Here is a 24,971-nt window from a genome sequence, read left to right on the forward strand (position 1 = left end):
CGATCACGATGACAGCCGATCTCAGAAAGCGACATCGTCGCTCGATGAATCTGTCTATCAATCGTGGAGAGACTAAGATCATTCGTCAGCAGGCATGAAAGTATTTTCGAGCAGCTCAAGCCCAAGTTGCGCAAGCGTGGAGTAATCGCGACATGCGCTTTTGGTTCCCGCGCTTGACACACAGCGCGAGCGAAGATGCGCTTGCAGATTTGTGACAAATGTATTTCGCGGGCGCGCACATCGTTGAGACCGTTGGTCAGCTTCGTGTCAGAATTGATCGGCAATATATTGAGGCCTATTCGCGGCGTTCGGACCGAGAGAAGGCGCGTCGTTGCGTACGACTTTGTGCAATATCAAAAAGGCTGGGGTGATCTGGCGCCAACGACAACGCGAACTATATGAGAGCCGTCCCCACTTCATGCCCTCGCGTTTGCTTTGCTCAAATCAGTCGCAATCTTTCTGGCGTTGGTCTTTTTTCCGGTCGGCGTGTCGGCCGGGCGCTACTGGTTTGGCGAATCCCGAGGAAATTGGCAAACTGCAGACCGCTCCAGCGCTGGCCTCTTGCCGTTGCCATCCCACCATCCTGACGCAGTAATCCGGGTTTACGGTGCGCGCACGGTTCGATGGAAGGCGATATTCGCCATCCACACCTGGATCGTCGTCAAGGAGCAGAATGCAGCTACATACACGCGTTACGATTATACTGCCTGGGGCGCGCCTATTCGCACCAACGGATTCACCGCCGATGCACGGTGGTTTGGCGCCGTCCCGGAAACCATTGCCGCCGTCGACGGTCCTGAAGCTAGCCGTCTAATTCCCAAGATCCGTCACGTCATCGAGAACTACAAGTTCAGTGCGCACGGCGACTACAATGCATGGCCGGGACCGAACTCCAATACCTTTGTCCAAGCGGCGCTTGATGCAGTTCCCGAACTCAAGACTGTCCTGCCGCCGACCGCCATTGGAAAGGACTACCCTTATCGAGGTGAGTGGTTCGGGCTGACCCCGTCCGGCACCGGGGTATACGCTTCCCTCGGGGGTTATCTCGGTCTCACCGTCGGCTGGGTCGAAGGTTTGGAATTCAATTTCCTCGGCGCGGTGGTGGGACTCGACATTCGCCGGCCCGCGTTGAAGCTCCCGGGCCTCGGCCGACTGGGAATGACGGCCGGGATCTAGAATTCTTCTATCTTGCGCTGGTGCGCCGACCACCACTTGGCGATCGCTTCAGTAAGATCATCCCAGATCGCAGTGGGAAGATCTGATGCCGCGATGCGGACGCTATAGCGGTCAGTTGTGGGATTACGGAACCATTCTGTCGCGGCAAAATCAAAGCCGAAGCTTCCCGCGTGCTGGATTGGCAAACCCGTTCGCGCCAGGTCGCTGCTCATTTCGGCAGCCGCCCGTCTAGCTGTTGCCTCATCAAGCGGTTGCTGACTGCTGACGGTGACATAAAGGCCATGGGCGAAATGGAGTTCAGCAGTCAAGCCTGAGAGCGCAGTCGCAAAATATCGGCTGGCGCGGCGGCTGTTGCGCAGCATGGCTGCGATCCGTTTGTTCGTCAGCTCGCGATATGACGGTGTGCCGATATAGGGAGGGAAATGCGCTGGCAGCGCCGCGCCGCCCAGTAGCCGAACAGCATTTCGTGTTTCAGCCGGAAGCTGCTTGAGTTTCGATCCGCCGGCTACGTTCTTTTCCCAGTCGACGAAAGCCACGGACCCAAGTCGACCATATTCCGCGCCGAGCGAATCCAGCTTCGTATGGCTACGCACCATGACGATGGGGATAGCCAATTCGCGAGCACGTCCCAACACCCTCCGGATACGGCCTGACCCGCTGGAGAAACAGGTGGTATCGAAAATCGAGAGATCAGGCGCCGCGTTCGTGCAGTGAAGCCCGGCATCAAACGCGGAAGCGGATGCGCAGGAATCCAGCAGCATAATCCGCGACGACGCCGATCTTGGACCGACCGCCTCTTCCGAGGGGCGGTTCAGCGTAATCATCCGCAAACGATCGGCGTAGTTTTCAATGAACTCCTGCGTCTCACCGTAGGCGCCGGGCAGAGCCAGAATATCCGCCTCTCCGATCACGCGGGCAGAAGCCAGCAGCAGCGCCGAGATCGCAGCCATACCGGAAGCAGTATAGATGGTATCGGTCGCGCCGCAGTCGAGCTCGTAGAACGAGGGGCCGCGCACGTCGAGATCGGCGCGCTGGTAGTCGTATCTGAATTCGAACGGGCCGATGCGCCGTTGGCCGGGATGTGCCCAAGCCGTCTCGGTGACGTTCCAATCATGCTGAGCGTGCTCTGCCTTAAGGGCAGCGGCGAGCTGAAACTTGTGCCTGATAACTTCGCCGACCGACCGCGGACAGGTCAACGGCAAGGGGTGTCTCAGGCAGTCATTTATCAGCCTGAGTTCCCTGTGCTTCCGCTCTAGGTAGGCCTGGACGCTCTCCACGTAAGTCTTCGCTGGTTGGGCATCTGACCTAACGTTTCAGGATGGCATCGGGTTCACTTCGATTAGAGCTGGCGAGGAAGAAGCTCGCACGTTGTGTCAGGCAGACTTTCTGTGCCTGCGCTTTCCAATCTCGGTTCCGGGAATGGCAATTCCCAAGTCTGCGGCGCGCGCCTTGATGGACGCCATCGGCCTGTTGAGTTTGACCGTCATCAGCGTGAGGCTCTTTCCGGCCTCAGACATCGCACGCAAGAGCTTGTCGTCTGCTTCCGACCAGCGGGCAGTTCGAGATTGAGGGGTAGACATCATCGGCGCCTCTGAGCCACTGAGGCAGGGCCTAACGTTGGATATTTCAAAAGGACCCAGCTCACCTTTCTGAGCAGGGCCGCTGGGTACAGTTGAAGGGCAGGTTTTAACGCTCCCGCCTGTCACTTAGATGGTTCAGCCGCACCTGGCCGCAACGAGATTACACAAACTTAAGGTCTGCGAAGCCGGTCAGTCGCAACGCATGCCGCTGTGCCGGACGTAGTGCATTAAAGGGGACCGCGGTAAAGTGGGCGGAAGAGGAAGGGAGCCAAGTCGACCTATTGGCGCGCCCAACCGAACATGCACGAAGAAACGCGGGTGGAAACCAATGACAACAATCAAAACGGTCGAGACTGGGCTCTATCGGATCCCGCTGACGGTTACCCTCTCCGACAGCACACATGGCGAAATCGCAGCCTTCGAATTGGTGACCTGCCGCGTTCGCGATTCAGATGGGGCTGAAGGCACGGGCTATACCTACACCGTCGGCCGCAATGGCGGCGCGATTGCCGATATTCTCAGGCGGGAAATCCCCGAACTGATCGAGGGCCGGCACGCCGACGACACCGAAGCCATCTGGCATCATATCTGGTGGGGCCTGCATTATGGCGGGCGCGGCGGGCCGCCCGTGCTTGCGCTCTCGGCGCTCGATATCGCCCTGTGGGACCTGAAGGCGCGCCGCGCCAATCTGCCGCTGTTTGGTCTGCTCGGCGGCTTCGACGCCCGCGTGCCCTGTTACGCCGGCGGCATCGACCTCGATCTCTCCGTCGAGGCGCTTCTCAAGCAAACCGACGATAATCTTGCCAAGGGCTTTCGCGCCATCAAGATGAAGGTGGGCCGCCCGGATCTCGCATCCGACGTCGCGCGCGTGCAGGCGATGCGCAAACATCTCGGCAGCGGCTTTCCGCTGATGGCGGATGCCAACATGAAATGGACGGTCGAGGAAGCCATCCGCGCCGCGCGCGCCCTGCAGCCCTACGACCTCACCTGGCTCGAAGAGCCGATCATTCCCGATGACATCGCCGGTCACGCCCGCATCATGGCTGCCGGCGGCGTGCCGATCGCGGCCGGCGAAAACCTGCGCTCGCTCTGGGAATTCAAGAACTATATCGCGGCCGGCGCGGTGTCCTATCCCGAGCCCGACGTCACCAATTGCGGCGGCGTCACGGCATTCATGAAGATCGCGCGGCTTGCAGAAGCGTTCAATCTTCCGGTCACCAGCCACGGCGCACACGACGTCACAGTCCACCTTCTCGCGGCCTGCCCAAATCGTTCCTATCTCGAGGCGCACGGATTTGGGCTCGATCGATATATCGAGCACCCGCTCGTCCTCGATCAGGGCATGGCATTAGCGCCGACCCGGCCCGGCCACGGAATCGCCTTCGATTGGAAAGGATTGGCGCAACTCGCACAATAATCGCAGAGGCTGCGTGGGCACCGCAGAACTGGCAACCACACGCAATAAAGGGCGGCGAACTTTCGTTCGCACAGGGCAGGATCGCTGTCCCTGCGCTCTCCTCCTTTAAAACTCTCTCGGGAAACGATCGCTGCCTCGCGCGTTGTGTGCGGAGAGGAACAATAGGAAGGATAGCTTATGCGAACCTCAATGCTCACCATGACGGCCGCGATTGGCGTTGCCATCGCCGCGCCGGCACAGGCTCAGCAGTCGACGGCGCCCGGCCAACAACAGATGCAATCCGACAAGCAGATGCAGGAAGAAGCGGATAAAGGCATCAAGACTCGCGACTCCGGAGAATCCGGCCTTGTGGGGCAACAGGAAAGTTCGGGCGCGTCCGCGCATCCGCCCGGGCGTCCCGACTCGAGTAGCAGCCAGACGACGACCGGTTCAGGCGCTGGTACAGGTGGCGGCCAGGGTTCCGAGACCAGCCGCACGCCACGCTAGCGCTGAGTTCAGCACGAGACTGCACGAAGAGGTCCGGCTTCGCCGTTTCCCTTGTGGTGCGGGCGTAGCGGCATCGAAGGCTCGCGCTGTGCGCCGTTGTCCTTCGAACTTAGTCTAGCGAGCCCGAAGAGCAGGCTCGGTGGGGTCTGACGTCGATGGCGGCGCGCTATGGGCTGTCGCGCCGGGGCGGCTAGAGAAGCTTTGCCATGGTCCACATTGCCGAGACCGGCGTCGGCTCGCCTATCAATAACATCAGCACCAGCGTGATAATGAGATAGGCGGTCCACGCTAAGCGTTGCTGCTTCCAAATTCCGAAGACTGCGATGGCAACGTTTATAAGGAACAAGAGATAGCCGCCAACTCTGGCTGCTTCTAATGAAGAGTAGCCATGCCGCCAGAGTTCACTGCAAACAATCCCTAACGCGCCAACGAAAAGAGCCGCGGCCCAAAAAGAAATTGCACCTAAGGATAGCATATGCTTGACCTCTCGCTTACACCGGGAGGTAGTTAGCACGAGTGATCATAAGTTTAGCGTGTAGGACCGGCGGAACGCACATCTTCACGTTCAAGACCCTTTCCAATGCACCGAGTTCTTTCAACGTCTAGGTGTACTATTGGAATGGTACTGAATTTGTTACTCAGACGTTTCCAATTGCCGGTTCAGGCACTTTTAGGCGCGTACCCATAAATCGAGCTTGATTGCTACTCGATGTCCGAAATGCGTCGCCCGATAGCGGACCAAATTCCGCATCGCAGCGAAACGACGCCAAGTGCGATAGCGGAAGTGAAGCTGCTCTTTTGGCTGCACCGAAATTGGCGTAGTCTTCGATGACCTGCCAATGGGACGTGCCGGAGTTCTGCAGTTGAGCGCAGCACCAGTGCCTTCGGCGGGCAAGCACTACTCATTCATTGATTGGATTTGAGGGCGCGATTTTGCGCTCTCTATACTTCATACTTCGCCAGTTTTGGAGTCATCCAGCCAAGGATACCGCTTGGCTCCATTGCAGGGAGGGATCGATGATCGAGCAGTTCAAACGCCGCGATTTTCTGAGGGGTTGTGCGGCCATTGGGGGAGCCGTCGCCGCCGGTAGCTTTACCTGCATCGAAATCGCCAAAGCAGCCGCGATCGACATTCCCGTGGTGGACAAACTCTCGATCCGGGTGCTGATCGATGGAAGCCAGAATATTTTCGAGCGCCCGGGCAAGGTGGGGAACGTCTCGATCGAGCCGGCACCACGGCAGCAGGATTATCGTCGCGCACTACACAATCAATGGGGTTTGTCTCTGTACCTGCAGTCACAGCGCGGCAACGAGCAGCGTACTATCCTGCTCGACTTCGGCTATACGCCGGAAGCTCTGCTCAACAATATCGAACTGACCGGCGCTGATCCCGGCAAGATCAATGCAATGGTCGTGAGCCATGGCCACTTCGATCACTACGGCGGCCTCATCGGCTTCCTGCAGAAATACCGCAGCGCGTTGCTAGCCGATGTGAAACTCTATGCCGGCGGGGAGGACAATTTCTGCCAGCGCTATAGCGGCGCACCCGGTGCACTTGCCGAATTTGGTGCGCTCGATCGCCGCGAGCTGGCTGCGAACAAGGTATCAGTCGTTCTGGCGGAAAACCCGACGGTTGTCGCCGACCACGCTTTCACGACGGGTAAGATCAAGAGGTCGGGCATCGAAAGAGTGTTGCCGAATACGCACGTCGGATTTGCTGTGAAGGACGGTCTCGGCTGTGACGCGAGCCACTACCTGCCGGCGGAGATGCTGGGCAAGATCGTTCCGGACGAGCACATCCACGAGCACGCGACCTGTTTCAATGTAAAAGACCGCGGGCTCGTGGTGATCAGCTCCTGCGGTCACGTCGGCATCGTCAATTCGGTCCGGCAGGCACAGGAAGTCTCCGGCGTGCAGAAGATCCATGCTATCGTCGGTGGCTTCCATCTCGGGCCGGCACCCGAGGACTATCTCAATCAAGTTGTCGCCGAGATCAAGAAGCTCGAACCGGACGTGATTATCCCGATGCATTGTAGCGGCGACAACTTCGCTCGCGCCGTGCGCGCGCAGCTACCGGACAAGCTTCTGGTTTCGACAACCGGCGTCCGCTTGACAATGGGCGCATGACGAACAGTCGGGTGCTTGTCGGCTTGGTCGTAGCCGCGGGACTGCTCGGTGCAGTGCCCGTGGTGCACGCGCAGAGCGAACGCAGCGCCGGCGAGTTGATGGATGCAGTGATGTGGGGCAAGGAGCCGATCGGCGGCCCCTTCACTCTCATCGATCACACCGGCAAGCCTCGTACGGACGCCGATTTCCTTGGCAAGCTGATGCTTGTCTATTTCGGGTTCAGCTTCTGTCCGGACGTCTGCCCGACCGATCTGATGGCGATCGGGCAGGCCGTCGACAAACTTGGCCCCGGCGGCGACGCGGTGCAGCCGTTGTTCGTCACTGTCGATCCCGACCGCGATACGCCTGCGCATCTCGCCGACTATGTGCCGTCCTTTCACCCGCGCCTGCTCGGCCTGACAGGCGATGCTGCGCAGATTCGCGACGCTGCGCGCTTGTATCGGGTCTTTTACGCCAAGGTCCCGGTCGAAGGCGCCGCAGAATACACCATCGATCATTCGGGTTTCATCTATCTGATGGATCGCGACGGCAAGTATCTCGGGTTCTTCCCGCCGGGCACCCCCTCGGATCGGATGGTCGCGGTCATCAAGGCTCATCTCTCAGCCAAACGCTGAAGGATCCATTGCGCGAAAAATCTAATTTGCTGCACCGGGCATTCCCTGCACCCTCCGATTTCGAGGGTGGCACTGGAAAAGCCCGGACGCCATGCGCCGCGGGAACGCAGACCTGTGTCCGGCTTCCGGAGGGGAATCGGCGGTTGACTCGGGAACCGCCAGCAATCAGAAAAAGTCCTGAAAAATGAATGGCAAGCGTAAATGGTCGGAGTGGCAGGATTCGAACCTGCGACCCCTGCGTCCCGAACCCGGTTATCGGCCCATATAATGTTGAAAAGTCGGGAGTTTTAACTTCATTCGACCCTGGTTGTGTCCGTTCGTTCCTGGCGTAGCCGGGGTTATTCCGGGGTTGGCACTTCATACAGAAAATCGGCTTCGACCAAGGCTCTTCGGTTGTTGCTGGGACACGTAACTATCTCAAATTTCGGTCGCTTAGCGTTGCCCCCGAAGGCAAGGGTCACCACTCTGAGTACCTGTCAGCTCGACTGTTTTAACAGCAGCTTGGTGTTTAGAGCGCACCGCATCAGCTTCGCACCAGAAACGACTTTACCAAAGCGCAACGAACACGATCAAGCGGGAATAAAAATGCAGCAAAATCAGCTATCGTGTTCGTTCTCCTGCCGCTCATACGGTCTGGTTGCAGGTTCGAGTCCTGCCGGGCCCACCATCCGGCTATTTGCGCTTTGATTTCTCACGCGTATTTCTCCGTTTTGTCTCATCGTTTGATTTTAGCCCTCCGAGTGAGACACTTTTGCGATTCCTATGCTCGTCGAGACGAGCGAAAGCGTTGTCGACCATCACGCGCTTTCTCGCCTCGCGAATGTAAACCTCGGCGGTCTCTAGTTTCGACCAGCCGAACAAGGCGCACATCTCCGGTGCGGTGGCCCCGCTTTCTGCCATCGTTACAGCGCTAGCTTTGCGAAGGCCGTGCGAACTGCACCGGTGTAGACCAGCAGCATCACACCATTCGCGCATCTTGTTGCCGAAGCCGGAAATGGTGAATGGACGCCCCAGGTCGTTCACAAGATATGAGAGATCTCCAACAGGCGTCTCGGCGAGAGAAGCACGCAGCTCAGGCGTGAACTTCGCAACAATTGTCTTCCGTGTTTTCTCTCTATTGCGGCCCTTCCAAGCAACGAACTCCAGATAATCTCCGTGTTCGTGCTGACGGCCTACCCTACATGCATCAGAGCGGCGCGCTCCGATGTTGAGCATAATCTCCAGCGCAAGCCGCGCCTTAGAGCCTATTTTATGGTGTGCTCGGTAGGTTGTGACTTCTCCGGCAGTCCATGTGCGCCAACCAACGGTTTCGTTGATTTTCTCGACCCCAATCGCGGGATTGCTTTTGGCGTATTTTTTGCGAACTGACCATTTGAAAAGGGGTCGTAAATACTTCACAAGCTTGTCGGCAGCACCCGGGGTCGCGCTTCGTTTGTCTCGGCTTCGCTCCACATCCTCTGTTCGGTAGGCGTCATACGGGTGATTGCCGGCGCTCTCGCAAAAGCGATTGAGCACCCCTCGCTTGTCGTTCTGCGTCAAAATATCGAAGCGCTTGAACTCTTCAGAGCGGTAGTACTGATCAACTAACCAATAGAATGTCTTTTCACGCGGCGGGGCCTGTAGCGATCGCGGCACATTCGAGACGCTCTCGAGCGCCGCGAAATATGCCTGCATGAATTCCGGCCTGATGTTCCCGTTGCTGTCCTCAAAGATCTCGCGGATTCTTATCTTCTTGGAGCCCGGCTTACGGATGTAGTAGCGCGGATTGCCTCTTCGGTCCGGGTCAAACACGCAGTACCGGAGACGGGTCTTGATCACGCGACAACTCCATCGAACGGGTTGTTTTCAGCCGGTTCGCTGTCGCGCAATCTCTCCCAGGCCTCCCGGACCTCGCCCACATCCCACAGCACAACGCCACCAACCTTGTGCCCGACCGGCATCCTCCCGCCCTTCACCCATTCGTCAAAAGTCGTCGGCGAGACGCCAACCGACGCCGCCGCCTCATTCCGCCTTAAGGCAAACCGCGGGATGGAAGCATCACGGGGCGACAATGCCGGGCGGGACAGGGTCAGAGACATCAGCCAGCCGCCTGGCACTGGGGAAACTATGGCGGCCAGAGTAAAAAAGCGGACCGATACATCCACAAATAGGGAATCTGACAAAATCTTTGTCCGGCTACCGGCGGGGATGCGGAAGCACCTCGCTCAAGTGGCCGCGCGTCGTGGCAAGTCGATGAACGCCGAGGTCGTCACCGCGTTGGCGATACATATTGCGCGCGACGGCGAGCCTGATGAGACCACAATCAAAAGCGAACTCGCCGAGCTGAAAGAGGGAATCAAGCTCAGCGAGGAAGGCCTAATCCAAATGTCAAAACGGCTCCAAGCGGGGGTGACCGGGCTGGAGAATCTGTTTTTCGACGTTCGAGATGTCGATCTCGATGCCTTCATATCCGATCAACGCGGCCAAGGTGTCGGCCTGACGCGGACGGAAGCGATCCGCAAGATCCTGCGCTCCTACCTTCATGAGCGTGGCTACGGTCCTGGAAACAAGAAAACGCCCGGCAGTTAAGCCGAGCCCTCGATAAGTTGGTCGAAGTATTAGAACGCCCCGAGCTTCTTGTTGCCGTTACTCGGATGCAAGGCGGACGTTAACGGCCGGCGGATTTTGCTCGCCGGCTTCGCTAACTCTGGCGAGCACGAGCCAGTCCTCAGCAAGCTTCAACCACGCATCTCCATCGATCGGGTCCCGTGCTCCTGCGGCCCGATCCTTGCAATCCTGAGCCTCTCTACGAAACCGGTCTACCCTGTCCCACATGGTGGAGTTACGCGCCAACTGGCCTAGCATTACCCCAGTCAACCCCGCTTCGGATGGACTATTCCCGAAGTTAGAAGCGGGCCCGACGAAACCGTTTTCCGAACATGTTGAAAACGTCCTGTAACAAACCCGGCCTATAGTGGCACCGTAGAAATACGGTGCTAGCAGGGGGCCCGCGGCACGATGATTGCTTGCCGAGCTACGATTATTTGAAACCAAAATTTGTCTTGTAGGCAGGGAGTATTTCAGATGGAACAGTCTTTCCACGATTTCGAGCAGCGTCTTTTGCAGACCACGGCCGATCTTCTCAATCGAAAGACGGAAAATCAGAAGCTCAAAGAATCGATCCGAGCGGCAGAAGCGTCCAAGCGAGGCCGAAGTGTCCGAAGGTCACCCTGGCAGGCCAGGCTTCACCGTTTCGATTAGTTTTGACTGCTGATTGAGTTGTTTCAACCGACGTTCGAGCTCGATCTTCTTAGCCTTCAACTTCGCGCTGAGCACATCGTGCATCTGTTCGCGCAGCGCGAACAGATCATCGGTCGTCATTGATTCCCACTCGCTCTGCATGACGCGCCCCCACGATCATGAGATGTAACGACTCACGATTGTATCTGGCGCGCGTCGATTTCCATAGAGGCCCGACGCACGGAATTGGGCAAAGTGTGACCGGCTATTCCATCCCGTCGAGCTCGCGACGTCCCACGACGCCGCCAGGATGATGAGCGATGGCGTCCAAGTCAGCATGGCACCGAATGCAACGGCTTCCAGAGTTGTCATAAGTCACCGTGACGGCCTCGCTCTAGTCAAGGTTGTCTTGATTTGGGGCGATTGTGTGCGCGTGCGCTGCAATTTGCTACCGTAGGACTACGGATGATTCACGCGTTATTGGCCCGGGCTTTGGCAAGTTCGTTTGATTGTGCGTTCTCCAGGAAGTCAAACGCCGCCGCCCGGACGGCTGGCGGCGTATTTTTCGATCTCTGCATTCCAATGAAGGGCGACGTTCTTCGCTCCCGCAAACTGATTGTTGATCAGAAAGGTGCCCACGTCCCGGAGGTAACCGGCAAAGTGCTCGCCATCGTCGCTTAGCTGCATGACCTCTGGCGGTGGAGCGGGTAGCCCGGCGCCACGCGCCCGATTTAGTAAGGCTTGCAGGTCTGGCATGCGGTCACTTATGCACGTCGGCCATCGTTGGTTAATCTGCCCAGCGCGCTCAACAATGAAGTCTGAGAATTCCCTCAGATCGTATCCCAGCAGTGCAAGCTCCGCTTCCCTTTCGGCGCTTCTGCTGCGAAACAACGCATCAACCCACAAGCCGATCGCCAATCCGATCAGGAAAGTCAAAGCTGGATAGAAGAACCAGTGATCCGTGACTGCAGCAGCTTTGGCGAGCGCCCACTGGAGACCCTTTGTAGGGTCGTCGAGATACCCGGTTTGGTTCCCCCACTTTTCAATGGCTTTGGCAATCAATGTACCGACGCCGAGAGACCCGACGATCCATAGGCTTGCCTTCCTTGCCGCAGATCGCCAATTCATGGGACACTCCGCTGCACCGAAGTTATCTGAACGTCGATAAGTGGCAAGTCAGCCCGAACTGGCGGGCCTTGGTGCGCTCGAAGTCGCTGTTCACCCAAAAGCGCCGTCGCCTGGTGCCCATAAAAGCCCGGCCGGGCGCCTGATGGCCCCGCGCACGGCGAGAACGGCGCGGCTGGCGCAGAGTTTGCGCTTCCATTCGGGTCGATTTGACAGCGCCGCTAGGTGGGCAGCGGGTGGCTGCCGTAGCCACGATAAATCGATCGGAATCGCCGGGTTTGTCGCGGCGGAACATCCTAACAATAGTTGCGGTCTGCCTCCATGAAGAAGCCCGGCGGTTAGGCCGGGCTCAAGTATGTAGCGGCAGCGGTCGGCTATCGCACAATCCTTCACCCTATATCGGATTGCGCTTTGGCCTCCGCATCGAGTTCGGCGCGGTTGGGATGGAGGACGCGAAAAAGCAAGCCCCGCCGATGTTCTACGGCTTTAGCGAGGCTGACGACTTGCCAGCCGAGTCTCGCGATCATGCCCGAATCGTCGTCCGTCAATGTATCAGCCAGGCGAGCAATGACCCTTCCGTAGTCGATGAGGGATTGTACATCGTCTTCCATGTCGCTGGCGATATGGAAGGGGGTTTGTCTTCCGGCGTCGCTGATGTCGTTCGTGTCCATCAGATCCTCCCCTCTTGCCAGAGTGTCGGGAGCACGTCGGAGAGGTTCTCGAGCAAACCCTCGCGCCACTCATCGGCCAGGCATGGCCATCTGTGTCGTGGCTTACAGCGTGCTTAAGCAAGGCCAGCGTCCCAAGCCGTGTGGTGGGGATCGCCTCGATCAGTGCGTACGCTGCCTCGACCTCGGCATCCCCGGACAGGCCAACCTGCCGTTCGGCCTCGATCCACCTTGGATCGTCGGTCTCCACGATCTCCTCCTCCCAGGCGGTGATGCTGGAGCAACGTCGTTCCTCAGGAAGCTCATTCTCAAGTTTGCAGTGGCGGTCAACCCAAGAGACCAATTTGGCGTGTGCCGCCTTGTGCACTTCGATGGCCGCCAAGATCGGATCAGGGGCTTGCACAGCGGCTGCCGCCGTTCCTGGCACCGAGAGAGCCGTCGCGAGGGCGGCGCTTCCAGCGGTTAGTGCTGCGGCTTGGGAAAGGAATCGGCGCCGGGAGAGGTGTCGACGCCGGCGGTGGTAGTCGGCGGGTCAGATCGTAAAGTGATAGATGCATGGCGAGCACTGTTCGGCGAATTGGGAAACGGTCCACCCGCCGACAATCAAGATTTGAACGTGGTGCGCGCGTGGAACGACCGGGTCGCCGATCGATTGGTGGATTTGCTGTCCGCGATGTCAACCGCACTCGGCTATACTTTCTCCACCGAAGAGCTACGTCGCGGCATTTATTATCCGAAGGGCCGGGTAGAACTTGAACAAGCTCAACTTGCGATAATGCATGGCCTGAGCAATATCATTCAGGGACGCGCCGCGCTGCCAATGAAAATTACCGAAGTTCCGGGCGCAGGAGAGACGGCCACTCTTCAAGCCACGCTCAACGAGAAAATGCTCGGAGCATATGCCGAAGATGGTTCTCTCAAAGTGAAGGTCGTTCAGGAGGGGCAGCGCTCGGCAGGCCGCAGATGAGATCATCCCTCGCCTGCCTTCAGCTCCATCAGTGCAGACCTCCGGTGCGCCAATGCGGTCGAGCCGATACAAGGGCGCATCCACATCGAGAAAGTCAACGAGCCGTTTCTCTTCCGTGACCGCGGCAGCCCGGCCGAGTACGGCGCGGGCCTCAAACTCGCGATCGAGCGCGGTTGGATCAAGCTGCATGAGTCAGGAACCTTCGTGACCTTCACGCGGGCCGGCGCTGAGCTGTTTGCTTGAACAGGAGAAGGGTCCCAGCGATAGAGCCGGGACCCTCCTTGGGCTGAGGTATCGCACCCTGGGGGGACACGGTGCGACATCGCTTCAACCCACCAGCCATTCGCTTCAACACACCACCCTTAGTTCACGTTCCTGAGCGGACGCTCGCGCCGCTTTCGGCTGCTGCCGACCTTCCTGACCACCTTAGTGCGCCATCTTGAACTCCGCGATCTTCCGCCCACCGTCCCACAGCTCTATGTCGTGACCGTCCACGAGCAATTTGGCGCGCTCTTTAGCTGCTTCGTCATCGTCGCATTCAATGTCCACGCGACGGACGATATGGCCGTTCCAGCCGATCATGTAAGCTCGATAGGCGTGCATGGGTGCGCCTTCCTCACCTCGGCGATTGCAGCCCAGGCGACCGCAGCCAATCGTTGATGCGGCTCGCTGTGTCTAATTGCCTGACCTTCGTAGCAAGCGCTTCATGCTCAGGCCCTTGCGGAGTGCCAGCCAGCTGCTCTTCGATTCTGGCTTTTTCGGCTGCGATTCGATCTTCAAAAGAGTGAGCTTTGGAGCGGACGCAGCGCTGCATGACTACCTCTCTCGATTAGGGGTCCTTCAATTAGGGTCGTAGACCTTTGTGTTCACTGAGAACGCCGAGGCTAGCAAACGGATCCAGCGTTCCGTCTGGTATCCGACTCTAACAATTGAATTTGGAGTCGGAAGAAGGCGGAACGGCCTTAGCACATTGCGCATTCAATCCCCGTGCCGGTCCACCCCTGGCACACTCCCGTGACAGCGGCCTCGGTCACCTCCCCCGCCGGGGCCGTTTCGGTTCGACAGGTTTAATGCCGGCCGCCAGCTCGCGCCTTCTTCTTTTTCCCGGCCTTCTTCTCGACCGCACGCCCTTGAATTTTCTCGCGCCGCTTTTGTTCTTCGCTTGTTTTTTCAGCGCCATAAACTCTCCGGACTTTTTGCTGCGCTTGGTCCATGCCGTCTCGCCAGCCAACTTCGTCTTCACTTGGGATCGTTTCCTCACCGCGCCTTTCCTGGCGTTGCGCGCTTCTTCGAGCTTTCAGACCGGCACCATAATCAACATGGAACAAAGAGAGCCCGCCGTAATTCAAACGTAATGCGATACCGGGACGTCGATTACACCGTCGTTCAAGGGATTGGACGGCGATTATGGAAATGGGCGGTCTCGATTGAAGCGAACCCCCGAACAGGCCAAGCCGCGACCAAATCGGAGGCGGTGGCAGAAGCCGAGCGCGCGATCGACCGGGCCTTGACCTCAAAAAAGATACGGCTTGTGCGCCCTGAGCAGGAGCAATGAGCCGAGTGCCCGCCCCGGCGCTGACCGGCGGGCTGTTGGGCTCAGCCGATCCGCAAATTTCCGGCCGACTCCTTGCCGCGGTCCCTGACGACCTCGTAGCTGACCTTCGCACCCTCAGCGAGTCCGGTAAAACCGGCCTTCTCCACCGCGGAAATATGCACGAAGACATCCTTACCGCCGTTGTCCGGCTGGATGAACCCGTACCCCTTGGTCGGATTGAACCACTTCACAACAGCTGTAGCCACGTCCGCACTCCGTTTGAGCCAATGGCGGCAGCCTAGTTCGGATTCCCGGTAGCGCGCAAACAGAAAGCCGCCGCCGTAGTCGAATCAGCGACGGCTTCTGCACCCTGACCCAGGTCACACAAGCTACCGCCGCAGCCATTGGGAAAATGTTGCAATCGCTGGAACCGGGGGCTCGGCGACGCGTCGAATCCAGCTTCCGGCCGATGCCCCAAAGCCCCCTGGCCGGAAGAAAACCTGCTTACAGGTTTGCGGCCCCAGAGGTATGCCCTGGGGCCGTTTTGGCTCGCTGGATCGTGGGTGGCGCCATGCACTTCAGCCGCATTGCTCCCGCGACGCAGGAGCTAGAGATATGGAGCGCGAGCGAGCGCGGCTTCTCATTTGTAATCAGTAATGAGAGTAGCAGTGGCCGTGGACTCCACGGGAAGCCTGGCTTTGAAGCTTCTTGGCGCCCGATCAATTTCAACAGGCCTGCCATCAGGGTAGGCGGATCACCCTTTAAGACGTTTGCCGAAGCCGAGAACGCCTGTGAGGCCATGCTTGCGCACCTGACCAAATAACCCCGCTTAGACTTCACCCGAGTAGCACGGCCTCCCTGCCCCGAACACGAGCGCCCCGGCGCCGGCACATCGATGCCGTCCAGGATCGCCAGCCAGGCCGCGGGGAGCGGATTAACGCATCCCGCCACTCCCTATGCGTCCGGGCACTAGGCAGCCCGGCGCGTGATCGCTTCCGGACGACACAAGCCGGGGCCGGCCCCCAGTTGTTCCGTCTACTCCCAATAGCAAAGAGGCCGCGTCTGTCCCTAGGGGAAGGCCCGCTTCCTTCTCAGTGCGATTAATCTGACGGCCAGCCCTGTGCACAAGCTGTGGAAAACTGCCTAACTTATGTCCCAATTGGACACCTAAGCTACTGATGTTACGGCATTTTATTTCATTATTTGCGTAGGTGTTTGGATGAACAGGTTTCGATTGATTGTTCTCGCTGATGTCCTTGCCGTTCTGATGATTCCGCTCTTCTCGGTATCGCCTACCCATGCGAAACAATGCAGCACAGAACGGCCAGCAAATGCGCGGTCGTATTGGTCCTATCGTCTGATCGACGGCCGAAAATGCTGGTACGAAGGCAAGCCGATGCTTTCAAAATCGTTGTTGCATTGGCCGACGACTCCAACCCAAGCGGCATCCCGAAAGCCAGCGAGCGAACACAATTTGCTGGATGCGCAGGCGTCGATGCCGGGCAATCCCTGGACCAAGCCAAAACCGGAGTTGCCACAGGAACTGGTGGATGCAAGCCCAGCGCCAACATCTCAACGAACGCTGACGCCGGATCATTTGCGCTCTTGGGCAAACATCATGGCGGCTATGCCAGCAGAGCCCATCCTGACAATCATGGATCGCTGGCCAGATGAAGAATTGCGGAACAGGGCGACGCCGATAGAAGCACAATCAGTAATAACCCTCCGAAGCATGATGACGGTGGCCATTATGTTCATGGCCGTTTTGGCGGTGCTGATCCACGTCACTGTTTACAGAAGACGGCTTCAAGAGACGTAAGCGGCAGTCTGGGTGAGCTGATAACGACGCGACGTGCAGTTGCATGCTCATTGTGGGAAGAGCTTGGTTACGGAGCACCAAATGGTTTCCACGCCGGATAACAAGTTTGCGGAAGGGCAGATCGAGAGCTGTTTTTCGAAGCTGCTAAGCGAAGCGGGAGTGAGTCCACCGGCCCCGCCTACCACCATGAAGACGTCTCGGGCCTCGCGATCGGCGGGTTGGCGCCATGTGGCTTTCGCCAGCTCCCTGTTAACCGCATCCATTGGTGGCGCTGCTTGGTGGTGGTCGTCCTCCGCTCATAACGCGATGGTAGGCCTCCCCGCCCCAGCACCTCTGACACAGCCCACGCCGCAAGCCATCGGGCCGACAGGCGCCGCGCCGACTGCTGTCGTCGTGTCTTCCGAACTGGCGCAGCAGCTCCAACCGATGACGCACGATCTCGCTGCCTTGAGGCGAGCGGTCGAACAGCTCAAGGTCAAGCAAGAACAATTGGTCCGCGACAATGAAAATGTCGCAAGCCAACTCAAGGCTAGCCAGCAAGAATTGGCACGCAACAACAGTATGAACGACGAGATCAAGGCGACCCAGCTCCAGATGGCGCGCGAAAGCCGGACGCTTACCGAGCGGCTCAACGCAAGCCAGGAACAACTTGGCCGCGTCATCGCCGATGCTTCAAAGCCCGACGTGATACCTGAACAGCCAAAGGTGAGCCCCGAAGAGCCAAAAGTGATGCCCAAAATACCATTGCCGCGCCCGCGGCAGACGGCCAATGTCGCCCAGACGCAAAAGCCGGCGACAACCCCGTCCCGGCCGCAAGCGGAAAAACCGCAACCGTCATCGGCTTGGCCATGGTCAATGCGCTAGTGACGTGCTGGTGATCCGCGCAGCTACTAAGCGGGTCGGCGCGCGACGCTTCCGGACGCACACGCCGGGCCCCTCGCCACTGCGGTCACCCCCGAAATGGCGAATTCAGGTTGGCCGATTCTTGGCGAAATTGGGCGCGTCGTTTTGGAGCAGGTTACGGCGCGTCGCCGGCTTTTCTGGGTCCGCCGATGCTGTAGGGCTTGTTGAGGAAGTAGTCGCGGTTGCCCAGCGCCTTCTCCGCGTACTGATCGATCGCGACCGTGATCGCTTGGACGTGCTGGTAGCACCAACCCTCGAGGGTCGCGCGGTGACGCACTTCAGCGAGCGCGTTGATCCACGGCGAGTTGTCCGCCTTCTCGTCGTACCATTTGAGCAGCTCTGCCATCACCAAATCCGGCCGCCCAGCACGCGACCTTTCGTCGGCCCACCCTGCTCTTTCTTCAGCCGGTCCCGCTCGGCGCACAGCACTTCGATCTTCGCGAGCATCCTCGTTAGCAATAACTCGGCCGACGCAGTCGAGATGCCGGCGCGTTGAAGCAGCAGTATCTCCTTACGCTGCCTTCCGACATGGGCGCGCATGTGCTCGATTTCGGAACGCACGTGCTCTAGTCCCATAGCGTTCTTTCAATGCTCTCTGGATGATCCGGTAGAGACCGTTCGGCGCGGCGCCCAAGCGCGTCGTACAGCCGAAGCCGCCTGAACAGGATTTCGACCTCGCCGGTGCCTTTCATGGTCACGATAGTACAAAACGTGAACTACGTGACAAGCCGCTACCGATGGGCTGTCATGGGACGGAACACACAAGATCATTGCTCGAGAACAATTTATTGCCCTGGTCCGCCTCGTTTGAGGATCCAATACCGTTTCCGAATGGCCGCCGGCTCCTGACGTTGAAGGATGCCGCTACCTACATCATGAATCTGCCGAAGGCCGAGCACTCGGCGCCGGAATGGCAAGCGGCAATGGAGGCGCTAATCCTCGTTGCTGAAGCGGCGGCCCGACGATGTTGGCCCGGATCGGCGTCATGCGGGCGTTGAACCGTCACGTCGAGCGGGTCTTTGATCCCGATCGCAAGAGTCATCATTGGGGCAAGCGCAAGCTGAAGAGGGATCAATGACGACGGTCTGGATATACGTCGATACCAGCAAGGAAGTTGGCGACGTTGATCACGTCAAGGTTTTTGCGAGCCAAGATGTTGCCGAAGCCTGGTTCAAGGAGAACGACCCGAAAGGCGTGGCCTTTGAGTATGAGGTTCTGGAGTGAAAACGGCCCGTAAGACTCCGGGTGCGGCTCGCAAATTAGATGAATCCTGTTGAAGCCGCCGTCGCCCCTCTTCACAATGAACGATGAGTAATAGTTAGTGAGGGGTTTTTTAAATGCCTTCTCTTCAGCCAGGCATTGAAGCCTACTCCACCCTGTCCGCAAATCTTCTGACTGAACATGTCCCGCCATGTGTAACAAAGCGGGCAGACCTATAACCTGCAAAGTCCTGAGTAGGTGCGTTGGTAGGAGGATTAAGATGGATCAGTTTATTTCAAAGGAGCAGTGTCTCTCGCAGATAGACCTCGATCTTTCCCACCGCATGGCCGAACTTCAAAAGCTCAGAGAAGCGGTCCATATTGCAGAGGCGCTGCAAGCGCCAACGGCGCAAAGGCGTCCCCGACCTTCACCGAGCGACACCGCTTCGTACACCGAATCTCGATTGGCGGTTTAGTTAGGTCGACGGCTTCACCCGTCGAGTGGGCTTCGCGCTTGCTGCATCGCTTCGCGGCTGGTTGAGCTGATGAAATCGATCTTCTAGCGATGCCCATTTGGCGAGCAGTTTTTCGCGGAGAACTGACTGCATCTGTTGGTGCAGTTCGAACAGTTCCTCAATCGACATTGATTCCCACTCATTCCGCATGACGCACCCGGGCGATCATGAAACCATTTGAATTATTGCTCACGAAGAAACTTCAGAGATATGGGAGAGATGCTCAGCCTCAATGCACTGAAGAAAATTTAATGAGGATGGCGGACGATCCTGACCGCTTAGCCCGTCATAAGAGATGTCTATCGTGAATAAAAATGGCCCAGCGCGCGGCGTGCGCTGAGGCCCCTCCAAAGTATTCCCATTTGAAATTGCCAGATGGAGTAGTGGGTACCCATCTGGTGGGCCAATAGAAGCGGGAAAAGATGGCAACGTCTGCCCAATAGTGAACATAGCGCGGCGAATGGTTGAGCCCGCCAGCCCTGTGCTGGGCCATCCTTCGGAACCTCCAATCTCGGTGAGAGTCGATTCCATCGCTCCCGGCGGATCGTGGAGCCAAGCCGGGAGAAAGTGGCGGCCCCAGCCTCTCTTTCAGCAGACTGGGGCCGTTTCCTGGACCGCTAACCGGGACCACGACGATGGACGTCGCGGTCAGCCAAAACGCCCGACAACTAGGCGTCGATAACGCTCTTAGATATTTTCTTCTTGAGCGCTTCGCAGACCGTGCGAACTTCGGATGTGGTCAGCGAACACTCCTCGATCTGCAAGAAGTAGCGCTTGCCTTCCTCGCGATAGCTTGCCGCCAATGCCTTGATCTCGCTGACCATCGCATGAACGCCAGCAACCGTGGCCTCGCACTTCTTGGCAGCCTCTATCAGTTCGGCACCGAGCGATTCGATCTCCTTTACGGCCGCATCGTATTCGCGAACGACCACTTCGGCGGATAGTCTGCCGACCTGATTGACGCCCTCCTTGTGTTCGACGTAGTCGGGCAACGGGCCTTTCGGAAGCGGATGGTCGTCTTTCGGAACGATATGGATTGAAGGTAATGCGCGATTGTTGGTTTGGATTATGTCTCCAATATCGCGTTCAATGCCGTCAAACTTCGATGCGAGCAGTTCGTCACTAAAACTCATTTTACAACGCTCCAAACTGTTGCGGGGCTATCGAACGCCGTAACGGTCAAGCAAAATGTTCCGGCTGTCCACAGCTAAGTCGGTGGCTATGTATTGTGGTCGACATTGGAACCGTCGCTCCCTTCATCCGCACGCGCACGCACATCGGAGCGAGGCCTAGGGCAACATGCGCCCAGGTATTTTTGCTCGACACGCGGCGTCGGCGCTAGCGCTCCGCGGCGTGCGAACTCCAATTGTCGCGCTAGGGCGGATTATCTCTGCACCGTTGACGCGCTCGCCGGCCAATATTCTCGCCTCGAGCTCCCGGCGCTGTGCCTCTGATGTTGCCGAGGAAGCCAACTCCACAAGGCCGCGCCAGCCCACTTTGCGGAAAATCTCCGGCCGTTCGCCGTAGCGCCGCGAGATCCGCATCATCTCGGCGACCTCCAGAGAATCGTGAAGGTCAAATTGCTCGCGAACTGCCCGCCCGAAGCGCTTGTTGTTCGGCGTGGCATCCCGCAGCGCCGCTAGCTTGCGGCCCAGCTCGAGCCGACGCTCTACATGCGCCAACCGAGCCGCGTCCTGCGCAGCCCGGGCCGCGGCAGCCAGCGCCTTCCTATTTGGCTTCACAGGTGCGGAGGGTGCGAATTCGCTCTGGAGTGCAGGAAAGATCGCGGCAGCTACCCCATAGCGCTGCGGCACGACACCCCTGTTCAATTTCGCCTGGCGTTGCGCCGCTGCGATATCCACGCGATCAAAGACATCGAACCATCGCAGGCCAGAGTCGGCCCATGATGGATAGGCGACCATGATATCTGAAATAGCGTGGAGCGCGAATGTGTCGATGCGGGCGCGGTGGTTTTCCGTCTCAGTGAAGGTCCGCAACAGTTGGATAACGTGCCCCTCGCCGCGATCCTCGAAGATCTGTTGGAGCGTCGACCGCGCTGTAGTCTGCCCCGCTCGTACCGTTGCCGTGGTTGGTAGGATCTCGACACCCACGTCAGCACAAATTGCCGCAAGCGTCCTCATTGCCAATCGTCCTCGACAAAGTGCAGCCTAGCCGCGCGTTCGTCCGGCGTCGGCTAGGCTGTTGAGCGCAGGCCCGCCAAGACTCGACGCTCGATCCTTGAGATAGGTTGCCCCCGTGAACTCGGCAATGTGCAGAAGACGCCTGACCCTCAAGGCGTTCGCTTGCGCTTCGACAGTTGCAGCGTGGTGCGCCCGAAGCCGTTCGGCACCACCCGCACCACTTCATAGACAGCCCCGTCCAGCTTGCGGGTGAGCACGTCACCCTTGCGCACGCCGGCGACCAGACCGTCATCGAAATTCGCCGACGGATAGGAGGCGTTCCAGTTGTGTGCGTTGTCGTCCTGCAGGGCGCCGCGCGCGTGCGGCGTGCGTGACGTCGTCGGCTCATCCCAGATGCCCGAGATGTTCAGCTTCGCCGTGCGCGAGATATCCGCCTGCATGCGGCTGGAAATGGTCCCGGGCGCGGTGGCGGTGGTCGCGACCATGTCCGCAAGTACGGCTGTGCGGTGTCCGTAAAGCCAGGGACGTCGGCCCTCAGCGTCCAAGTCCCAGTGCTGCCTGCCGTAGTTGCAATGTTCAGTGTGGCCCCGCCGGAGGCCTCCATCATCGCGTGGGCGAGGAGGACGTCGCCGTTCTGCACGACTATGCCGGTGGCGGTCTTCGGCGTCGTGTTCGTGTTGAACGCCGTTGCAGTGCCCGAGATGAGGATAGGCGCAGATGTCGGGGACGACTGCTTGGTCAAGTCGGCGCGAACACCGACCTCCAGTGCGGCTACGGCGCCAAGCGCAGTGCTTCCAGAAAGTGTCGACCTCAGCCCTATCGAAGTCGCCGCCGTGCCGGTGAGTGCCTGCGTTCCGCCGCCCGCAGTATGAGCATAATGCAGCGATAATGGTCGCGGGCGCAGACGAGTTGTTGCTCGCCTCAACAGTCGCGCCGGTCGAATACGCTGTCGTCCCGTCGGCGGCAAGCCGCGCCCGCCGACCAAGAGGCCCCCTAAGCCTCTCCCTCAGGCTGAGGCTGCTTCTGCTGCTGTCTGGGTCTGCTATCCCACGGCGTACATGACGCTCCTGTGCGGCCCTTGCTGGCCCAGAGGGTCTGGTGGGCGGACTAGGCCTATAAGTGACTTTTGACCGAGCCCGCGCATTTACTTATCTTCAGGGACACGGCGCAGAGCTTGCCGGTCTCGTGGTGACGAAAGCAATCGAGAGCGCTTCGCTGGGCAATTGCTGTAAGCCGCCGACGCGCTAGTGTGCTAAGGGGCAAGCGTTCCCAGGAGCCGTGATGCAAAGCTGGTTCATAGTGTGGCTCGAACTTCCTGTCGCCGTGCTCTTCCTGAGCCTATTCGCGTTCTACCTCGCGACGGCAGCCCTGATGGTATGGCTGACTTTCCGGTCACCGCTCAGCGGACGCATCCAGAGCTTCAAAGGGGTGGTTGCCCCGTTCTTTGGGTCGACTGCTATCATCTTCGGACTGCTGCTCGCGTTCCTGTCGAACGACATATGGGATCGCAACAAGCAGGCCGATCGTATCGTCCTCATCGAAAGCAACACGCTCGTCGCACTTTACAGCCTAAGTGCCGCAAGCGGAGCCGATAACAGTCGCTTGCGCTCTGCGATTCGCGCTTATGTGACCGCCGTTGTCGAAGACGAGTGGCCTCGACTGGCGCGGCAGCAGAGGTCTGCAACGACAGATGCGGCGATGAACGACCTGCTGCGAGAAGTGGCGCAGACCGGCGTCTCGAAGGACGCCGATGTCCGAAAGGCGCTGCTGGACATGGTGCTGAGGATACGGAATGCTCACGAAGACCGCATCGAGCTCAGCGATGATCGCACCGCTGTGTCGAAGTGGGCAGCGGTCCTGATGCTTGCGCTCGTCACCCAATTGGCAATTTCCGTCGTGCATCTGGAAGGACCGCGACCACAGATCGCTGCGCTGTTCATCTTCACGCTGGCCGCGGTATCGGTTCTCGGTTTGCTGGCGATTCACGAGGCACCGTTCCAGCCGCCGGTCTTCGTCCCTCCCGGCCCGATCGGGGACGTCTTGCAGCAAGTGCCGATATGACGCAAGATCTCACCCGCGCATTGGGGATCACGACCTGATCCAGACGATCTTCAAGGGCTTCGATGCGTAATTGTCGCTGTTTCCAGAACATATGGCCTCTTGCTCATGGTGCTGTGGGCTGTGCTGGCGTCGCCGGCGCCGCAGCGTCCGGGCTCGACTTGCCGGTCGAGCCGACGCCGTTGCTGGTGATCTGGCCCGCGAGCTTGATTGCGTTTTGCGCGTTCTGCACCAGTGTCTCGAAGTACTGAGACGCCGTGATCTCAATGAGTTGCTTGACCTCGCCGTGCACTTCTCCCGACACCGAGACTGTCTCGTCGCCGCCGCTAACCCCGGTCCCGTAGGTCATCGTCTTGCTTAGGCCCGGAACCACAAACGGCTTCGCCGCATCGAACCGCTCAGCTTCCCGCCTCAGCCTAGCTGCGCTCTCGGCCGACGCCCCCTCGCGACCCAAGCCCTCCCAGTATTCCTTGCTGCGAAACTGACGGCGCGAGTAAGCCGAACCCATCGGATCTTCAGCCTCTGGGTACATGCTACCGTAGGGATTGAAGATGCCGTTCCGGCCAAGCCCCAAATATTTCGGATTGATGGCCGTCGCCCTGTCCAACTTCTGCAGGGTGTCCCAAGCGCTCGATGCCTCCCGCTTTGTGGTCGCCCAGCGCTCTTCGGCTTCCTTGCCGAAACGATTTAGCCACCCGCCTTCCTGCGCGCCTTCATTGATCGCAGCGTTCAAGCCGACAATGCCGGAAGATATTTTATTCAAACCGGCGGCGGTGGCGTCCATGATCGGCGCCTGGCCGGCGAGCGTCCGAAGCTGCGCGAATACCGCCTCATAGGCGACGAATGGGTCCTTGGCCATCAGCGGACCGGCAGCGGCCAGACCGGGGGCGCGACCGAACTGAGCCGCCTTGCCCTCGTACTGCTCGCGCTGCGTCATCAGCTTCGATAGGACGTCGCGCGCGCTGCTATTGGAATAGGCGCTCTGCAGGAAGGTGTTGACGTCCTCGGCTTTGCTCGGGTCAAGGTTGGCCCGCTTCATCGCCGCGGTGAGGCGATGGAAATCTGCAATTGTGCAGCGGGGCGTCTAGCGGGATGCCTCCTGCCGTCGTGATGACAGCACCCAGCAGGACGCCTTTGAACTGCGCGCGCGCCGAAGCCGAGAGTTCTTTGCCCATGACCAGATGCCAGACCCCTGTTGCGGCAAGAAGGGCAAGTACGTGGATGCCCCAGCCATAGGCCGTCGTGATCGAGCTACTTTCGGCCTCAGCGCCGCGTCCATAATGGACGGTGTATGGAGCAACATCCAACGACGTCGGAACGCCGAGCGCCCCGCCGATTAGCGAAGCGACAAACTCAACGATGAAGAAGGGCGCTATGGCCAGGAACCACGCGACCCAGGTTCGCATGTTTCGCCCCGAGATCT

At 59.0% G+C, this 24,971-nt stretch carries 29 protein-coding genes; 13 read left to right on the forward strand and 16 right to left on the reverse strand.

Annotation, left to right across the window (positions count from 1 at the left end; all coding sequences use genetic code 11):
* Positions 1–435 precede the first annotated feature (435 nt).
* Positions 436–1,176: a DUF3750 domain-containing protein gene (locus GWE18_RS14490; protein ID WP_275186409.1), complete on the forward strand. Its 741-nt coding sequence runs from the start codon at positions 436–438 to the stop codon at positions 1,174–1,176.
* Here the strand turns inward: GWE18_RS14490 and GWE18_RS14495 are convergent.
* Positions 1,173–2,453: a hypothetical protein gene (locus GWE18_RS14495; protein WP_275186410.1), complete on the reverse strand. Its 1,281-nt coding sequence runs from the start codon at positions 2,451–2,453 to the stop codon at positions 1,173–1,175. The two genes, GWE18_RS14490 and GWE18_RS14495, sit on opposite strands and share 4 nt — an antisense overlap.
* A 631-nt stretch (positions 2,454–3,084) precedes the next feature.
* On the opposite strand from GWE18_RS14495, the gene GWE18_RS14500 reads away from it, so the two are divergent.
* Together GWE18_RS14500 and GWE18_RS14505 are read left to right on the forward strand one after the other, a co-directional pair.
* Positions 3,085–4,173 (forward strand): mandelate racemase/muconate lactonizing enzyme family protein, encoded by a 1,089-nt coding sequence (locus tag GWE18_RS14500; RefSeq protein ID WP_275186411.1) that lies wholly within the window; start codon positions 3,085–3,087, stop codon positions 4,171–4,173.
* A gap of 189 nt (positions 4,174–4,362) precedes the next feature.
* Entirely contained in the window at positions 4,363–4,659 is a 297-nt protein-coding gene (locus tag GWE18_RS14505; RefSeq protein WP_275186412.1) for a hypothetical protein, read from the forward strand.
* A 190-nt stretch (positions 4,660–4,849) separates the two neighbouring features.
* Here GWE18_RS14505 and GWE18_RS14510 read toward each other — a convergent pair whose 3' ends face one another.
* On the reverse strand, positions 4,850–5,134 hold the full coding sequence (locus GWE18_RS14510; RefSeq protein ID WP_275186413.1) for a hypothetical protein: 285 nt from the start codon (positions 5,132–5,134) through the stop codon (positions 4,850–4,852).
* Positions 5,135–5,676: 542 nt separating this feature from the next.
* On the opposite strand from GWE18_RS14510, the gene GWE18_RS14515 reads away from it, so the two are divergent.
* Positions 5,677–6,786, forward strand: coding sequence for an MBL fold metallo-hydrolase (locus GWE18_RS14515; RefSeq protein WP_275186414.1), 1,110 nt, complete (start codon positions 5,677–5,679; stop codon positions 6,784–6,786).
* Positions 6,783–7,400: an SCO family protein gene (locus GWE18_RS14520; RefSeq protein WP_275186415.1), complete on the forward strand. Its 618-nt coding sequence runs from the start codon at positions 6,783–6,785 to the stop codon at positions 7,398–7,400. Before GWE18_RS14515 ends, GWE18_RS14520 begins: the two co-directional genes overlap by 4 nt.
* Before the next feature lie 672 nt (positions 7,401–8,072).
* Here the strand turns inward: GWE18_RS14520 and GWE18_RS14525 are convergent.
* Both GWE18_RS14525 and GWE18_RS14530 read right to left on the reverse strand, forming a co-directional pair.
* Entirely contained in the window at positions 8,073–9,218 is a 1,146-nt protein-coding gene (locus GWE18_RS14525) for a tyrosine-type recombinase/integrase (protein WP_275186416.1), read from the reverse strand.
* The gene (locus GWE18_RS14530) at positions 9,215–9,478 is read right to left on the reverse strand and encodes a hypothetical protein (protein WP_275186417.1); all 264 of its coding nucleotides are present in this window, start codon (positions 9,476–9,478) and stop codon (positions 9,215–9,217) included. Before GWE18_RS14530 ends, GWE18_RS14525 begins: the two co-directional genes overlap by 4 nt.
* Before the next feature lie 28 nt (positions 9,479–9,506).
* Here GWE18_RS14530 and GWE18_RS14535 point away from each other — a divergent pair, with 28 nt between their 5' ends.
* Positions 9,507–9,968, forward strand: a complete 462-nt coding sequence (locus tag GWE18_RS14535; RefSeq protein ID WP_275186418.1) for an Arc family DNA-binding protein — start codon at positions 9,507–9,509, stop codon at positions 9,966–9,968.
* Between the two features lie 636 nt (positions 9,969–10,604).
* Here GWE18_RS14535 and GWE18_RS14540 read toward each other — a convergent pair.
* From GWE18_RS14540 to GWE18_RS14550, 3 genes are all read right to left on the reverse strand, one after another.
* Positions 10,605–10,760 (reverse strand): hypothetical protein, encoded by a 156-nt coding sequence (locus tag GWE18_RS14540; RefSeq protein WP_275186419.1) that lies wholly within the window; start codon positions 10,758–10,760, stop codon positions 10,605–10,607.
* A gap of 387 nt (positions 10,761–11,147) precedes the next feature.
* A complete protein-coding gene (locus GWE18_RS14545; RefSeq protein ID WP_275186420.1) occupies positions 11,148–11,747 on the reverse strand; it encodes a hypothetical protein in 600 nt (199 codons plus the stop codon).
* Positions 11,748–12,133: 386 nt separating this feature from the next.
* Positions 12,134–12,415 carry a hypothetical protein gene (locus GWE18_RS14550; protein WP_275186421.1) on the reverse strand — a complete coding sequence of 94 codons (282 nt, stop codon included), beginning with the start codon at positions 12,413–12,415 and terminating at the stop codon, positions 12,134–12,136.
* A 472-nt stretch (positions 12,416–12,887) separates the two neighbouring features.
* On the opposite strand from GWE18_RS14550, the gene GWE18_RS14555 reads away from it, so the two are divergent.
* Entirely contained in the window at positions 12,888–13,379 is a 492-nt protein-coding gene (locus tag GWE18_RS14555; protein WP_275186422.1) for a DUF6680 family protein, read from the forward strand.
* 426 nt (positions 13,380–13,805) lie between these two features.
* Here the strand turns inward: GWE18_RS14555 and GWE18_RS14565 are convergent, their stop codons facing one another.
* Positions 13,806–13,982 carry a hypothetical protein gene (locus tag GWE18_RS14565; RefSeq protein WP_275186423.1) on the reverse strand — a complete coding sequence of 59 codons (177 nt, stop codon included), beginning with the start codon at positions 13,980–13,982 and terminating at the stop codon, positions 13,806–13,808.
* 467 nt (positions 13,983–14,449) lie between these two features.
* On the opposite strand from GWE18_RS14565, the gene GWE18_RS14570 reads away from it, so the two are divergent.
* The gene (locus tag GWE18_RS14570) at positions 14,450–14,734 is read left to right on the forward strand and encodes a hypothetical protein (protein WP_275186424.1); all 285 of its coding nucleotides are present in this window, start codon (positions 14,450–14,452) and stop codon (positions 14,732–14,734) included.
* Between the two features lie 241 nt (positions 14,735–14,975).
* Here the strand turns inward: GWE18_RS14570 and GWE18_RS14575 are convergent, their stop codons facing one another.
* Positions 14,976–15,179: a cold-shock protein gene (locus tag GWE18_RS14575; protein ID WP_275186425.1), complete on the reverse strand. Its 204-nt coding sequence runs from the start codon at positions 15,177–15,179 to the stop codon at positions 14,976–14,978.
* A gap of 953 nt (positions 15,180–16,132) precedes the next feature.
* Between GWE18_RS14575 and GWE18_RS14585 the strand changes: the two genes are divergently transcribed.
* On the forward strand, positions 16,133–16,732 hold the full coding sequence (locus GWE18_RS14585) for a hypothetical protein (protein WP_275186427.1): 600 nt from the start codon (positions 16,133–16,135) through the stop codon (positions 16,730–16,732).
* A 426-nt stretch (positions 16,733–17,158) separates the two neighbouring features.
* Entirely contained in the window at positions 17,159–17,596 is a 438-nt protein-coding gene (locus GWE18_RS14590) for a hypothetical protein (RefSeq protein WP_275186428.1), read from the forward strand.
* Between the two features lie 154 nt (positions 17,597–17,750).
* Here the strand turns inward: GWE18_RS14590 and GWE18_RS14595 are convergent, their stop codons facing one another.
* Entirely contained in the window at positions 17,751–17,981 is a 231-nt protein-coding gene (locus GWE18_RS14595; protein WP_275186429.1) for a hypothetical protein, read from the reverse strand.
* Positions 17,981–18,175: a hypothetical protein gene (locus GWE18_RS14600; protein ID WP_275186430.1), complete on the reverse strand. Its 195-nt coding sequence runs from the start codon at positions 18,173–18,175 to the stop codon at positions 17,981–17,983. Before GWE18_RS14600 ends, GWE18_RS14595 begins: the two co-directional genes overlap by 1 nt.
* Positions 18,176–18,709: 534 nt before the next feature.
* On the opposite strand from GWE18_RS14600, the gene GWE18_RS14610 reads away from it, so the two are divergent.
* Together GWE18_RS14610 and GWE18_RS14615 are read left to right on the forward strand one after the other, a co-directional pair.
* On the forward strand, positions 18,710–18,859 hold the full coding sequence (locus GWE18_RS14610) for a hypothetical protein (protein ID WP_275186431.1): 150 nt from the start codon (positions 18,710–18,712) through the stop codon (positions 18,857–18,859).
* Between the two features lie 256 nt (positions 18,860–19,115).
* Positions 19,116–19,310: a hypothetical protein gene (locus GWE18_RS14615; RefSeq protein ID WP_275186432.1), complete on the forward strand. Its 195-nt coding sequence runs from the start codon at positions 19,116–19,118 to the stop codon at positions 19,308–19,310.
* Between the two features lie 707 nt (positions 19,311–20,017).
* On the opposite strand, the gene GWE18_RS14620 is transcribed toward GWE18_RS14615, so the two are convergent.
* The 3 genes from GWE18_RS14620 to GWE18_RS14630 form a co-directional block, all read right to left on the reverse strand.
* Positions 20,018–20,482, reverse strand: coding sequence for a hypothetical protein (locus tag GWE18_RS14620; RefSeq protein ID WP_275186433.1), 465 nt, complete (start codon positions 20,480–20,482; stop codon positions 20,018–20,020).
* Between the two features lie 156 nt (positions 20,483–20,638).
* Complete coding sequence (locus GWE18_RS14625) at positions 20,639–21,490, reverse strand: hypothetical protein (RefSeq protein WP_275186434.1); 852 nt, start codon at positions 21,488–21,490, stop codon at positions 20,639–20,641.
* 149 nt (positions 21,491–21,639) lie between these two features.
* A complete protein-coding gene (locus GWE18_RS14630) occupies positions 21,640–21,975 on the reverse strand; it encodes a hypothetical protein (RefSeq protein ID WP_275186435.1) in 336 nt (111 codons plus the stop codon).
* A 796-nt stretch (positions 21,976–22,771) separates the two neighbouring features.
* Between GWE18_RS14630 and GWE18_RS14635 the strand changes: the two genes are divergently transcribed.
* A complete protein-coding gene (locus tag GWE18_RS14635; protein ID WP_275186436.1) occupies positions 22,772–23,551 on the forward strand; it encodes a DUF4239 domain-containing protein in 780 nt (259 codons plus the stop codon).
* Positions 23,552–23,654: 103 nt separating this feature from the next.
* Here GWE18_RS14635 and GWE18_RS14640 read toward each other — a convergent pair whose 3' ends face one another.
* Together GWE18_RS14640 and GWE18_RS14645 are read right to left on the reverse strand one after the other, a co-directional pair.
* Entirely contained in the window at positions 23,655–24,587 is a 933-nt protein-coding gene (locus GWE18_RS14640; RefSeq protein ID WP_275186437.1) for a hypothetical protein, read from the reverse strand.
* Entirely contained in the window at positions 24,568–24,954 is a 387-nt protein-coding gene (locus tag GWE18_RS14645; RefSeq protein ID WP_275186438.1) for a hypothetical protein, read from the reverse strand. The genes GWE18_RS14640 and GWE18_RS14645 overlap by 20 nt, the downstream gene beginning before the upstream one ends.
* Positions 24,955–24,971: the final 17 nt, after the last annotated feature.

Source organism: Bradyrhizobium sp. CSA112 (assembly GCF_029051645.1).
Taxonomy (GTDB): Bacteria; Pseudomonadota; Alphaproteobacteria; order Rhizobiales; family Xanthobacteraceae; genus Bradyrhizobium.

What these genes read in the sequence shown, in the direction of transcription:
- GWE18_RS14500 (WP_275186411.1), top strand. Translation starts at nt 3,085, where the DNA reads ATGACAACAATCAAAACGGTCGAGACTGGGCTCTATCGGATCCCGCTG.
- GWE18_RS14505 (WP_275186412.1), top strand. Translation starts at nt 4,363, where the DNA reads ATGCTCACCATGACGGCCGCGATTGGCGTTGCCATCGCCGCGCCGGCA.
- GWE18_RS14510 (WP_275186413.1), bottom strand. Translation starts at nt 5,134, where the DNA reads ATGCTATCCTTAGGTGCAATTTCTTTTTGGGCCGCGGCTCTTTTCGTT.
- GWE18_RS14515 (WP_275186414.1), top strand. Translation starts at nt 5,677, where the DNA reads ATGATCGAGCAGTTCAAACGCCGCGATTTTCTGAGGGGTTGTGCGGCC.
- GWE18_RS14520 (WP_275186415.1), top strand. Translation starts at nt 6,783, where the DNA reads ATGACGAACAGTCGGGTGCTTGTCGGCTTGGTCGTAGCCGCGGGACTG.
- GWE18_RS14530 (WP_275186417.1), bottom strand. Translation starts at nt 9,478, where the DNA reads ATGTCTCTGACCCTGTCCCGCCCGGCATTGTCGCCCCGTGATGCTTCC.
- GWE18_RS14535 (WP_275186418.1), top strand. Translation starts at nt 9,507, where the DNA reads ATGGCGGCCAGAGTAAAAAAGCGGACCGATACATCCACAAATAGGGAA.
- GWE18_RS14540 (WP_275186419.1), bottom strand. Translation starts at nt 10,760, where the DNA reads ATGACGACCGATGATCTGTTCGCGCTGCGCGAACAGATGCACGATGTG.
- GWE18_RS14545 (WP_275186420.1), bottom strand. Translation starts at nt 11,747, where the DNA reads ATGAATTGGCGATCTGCGGCAAGGAAGGCAAGCCTATGGATCGTCGGG.
- GWE18_RS14550 (WP_275186421.1), bottom strand. Translation starts at nt 12,415, where the DNA reads ATGGACACGAACGACATCAGCGACGCCGGAAGACAAACCCCCTTCCAT.
- GWE18_RS14565 (WP_275186423.1), bottom strand. Translation starts at nt 13,982, where the DNA reads ATGCACGCCTATCGAGCTTACATGATCGGCTGGAACGGCCATATCGTC.
- GWE18_RS14570 (WP_275186424.1), top strand. Translation starts at nt 14,450, where the DNA reads ATGCCGGCCGCCAGCTCGCGCCTTCTTCTTTTTCCCGGCCTTCTTCTC.
- GWE18_RS14585 (WP_275186427.1), top strand. Translation starts at nt 16,133, where the DNA reads ATGAACAGGTTTCGATTGATTGTTCTCGCTGATGTCCTTGCCGTTCTG.
- GWE18_RS14590 (WP_275186428.1), top strand. Translation starts at nt 17,159, where the DNA reads ATGACGCACGATCTCGCTGCCTTGAGGCGAGCGGTCGAACAGCTCAAG.
- GWE18_RS14595 (WP_275186429.1), bottom strand. Translation starts at nt 17,981, where the DNA reads ATGGCAGAGCTGCTCAAATGGTACGACGAGAAGGCGGACAACTCGCCG.
- GWE18_RS14600 (WP_275186430.1), bottom strand. Translation starts at nt 18,175, where the DNA reads ATGCGCGCCCATGTCGGAAGGCAGCGTAAGGAGATACTGCTGCTTCAA.
- GWE18_RS14610 (WP_275186431.1), top strand. Translation starts at nt 18,710, where the DNA reads ATGACGACGGTCTGGATATACGTCGATACCAGCAAGGAAGTTGGCGAC.
- GWE18_RS14615 (WP_275186432.1), top strand. Translation starts at nt 19,116, where the DNA reads ATGGATCAGTTTATTTCAAAGGAGCAGTGTCTCTCGCAGATAGACCTC.
- GWE18_RS14620 (WP_275186433.1), bottom strand. Translation starts at nt 20,482, where the DNA reads ATGAGTTTTAGTGACGAACTGCTCGCATCGAAGTTTGACGGCATTGAA.
- GWE18_RS14625 (WP_275186434.1), bottom strand. Translation starts at nt 21,490, where the DNA reads ATGAGGACGCTTGCGGCAATTTGTGCTGACGTGGGTGTCGAGATCCTA.
- GWE18_RS14630 (WP_275186435.1), bottom strand. Translation starts at nt 21,975, where the DNA reads ATGGTCGCGACCACCGCCACCGCGCCCGGGACCATTTCCAGCCGCATG.
- GWE18_RS14635 (WP_275186436.1), top strand. Translation starts at nt 22,772, where the DNA reads ATGCAAAGCTGGTTCATAGTGTGGCTCGAACTTCCTGTCGCCGTGCTC.
- GWE18_RS14640 (WP_275186437.1), bottom strand. Translation starts at nt 24,587, where the DNA reads ATGAAGCGGGCCAACCTTGACCCGAGCAAAGCCGAGGACGTCAACACC.
- GWE18_RS14645 (WP_275186438.1), bottom strand. Translation starts at nt 24,954, where the DNA reads ATGCGAACCTGGGTCGCGTGGTTCCTGGCCATAGCGCCCTTCTTCATC.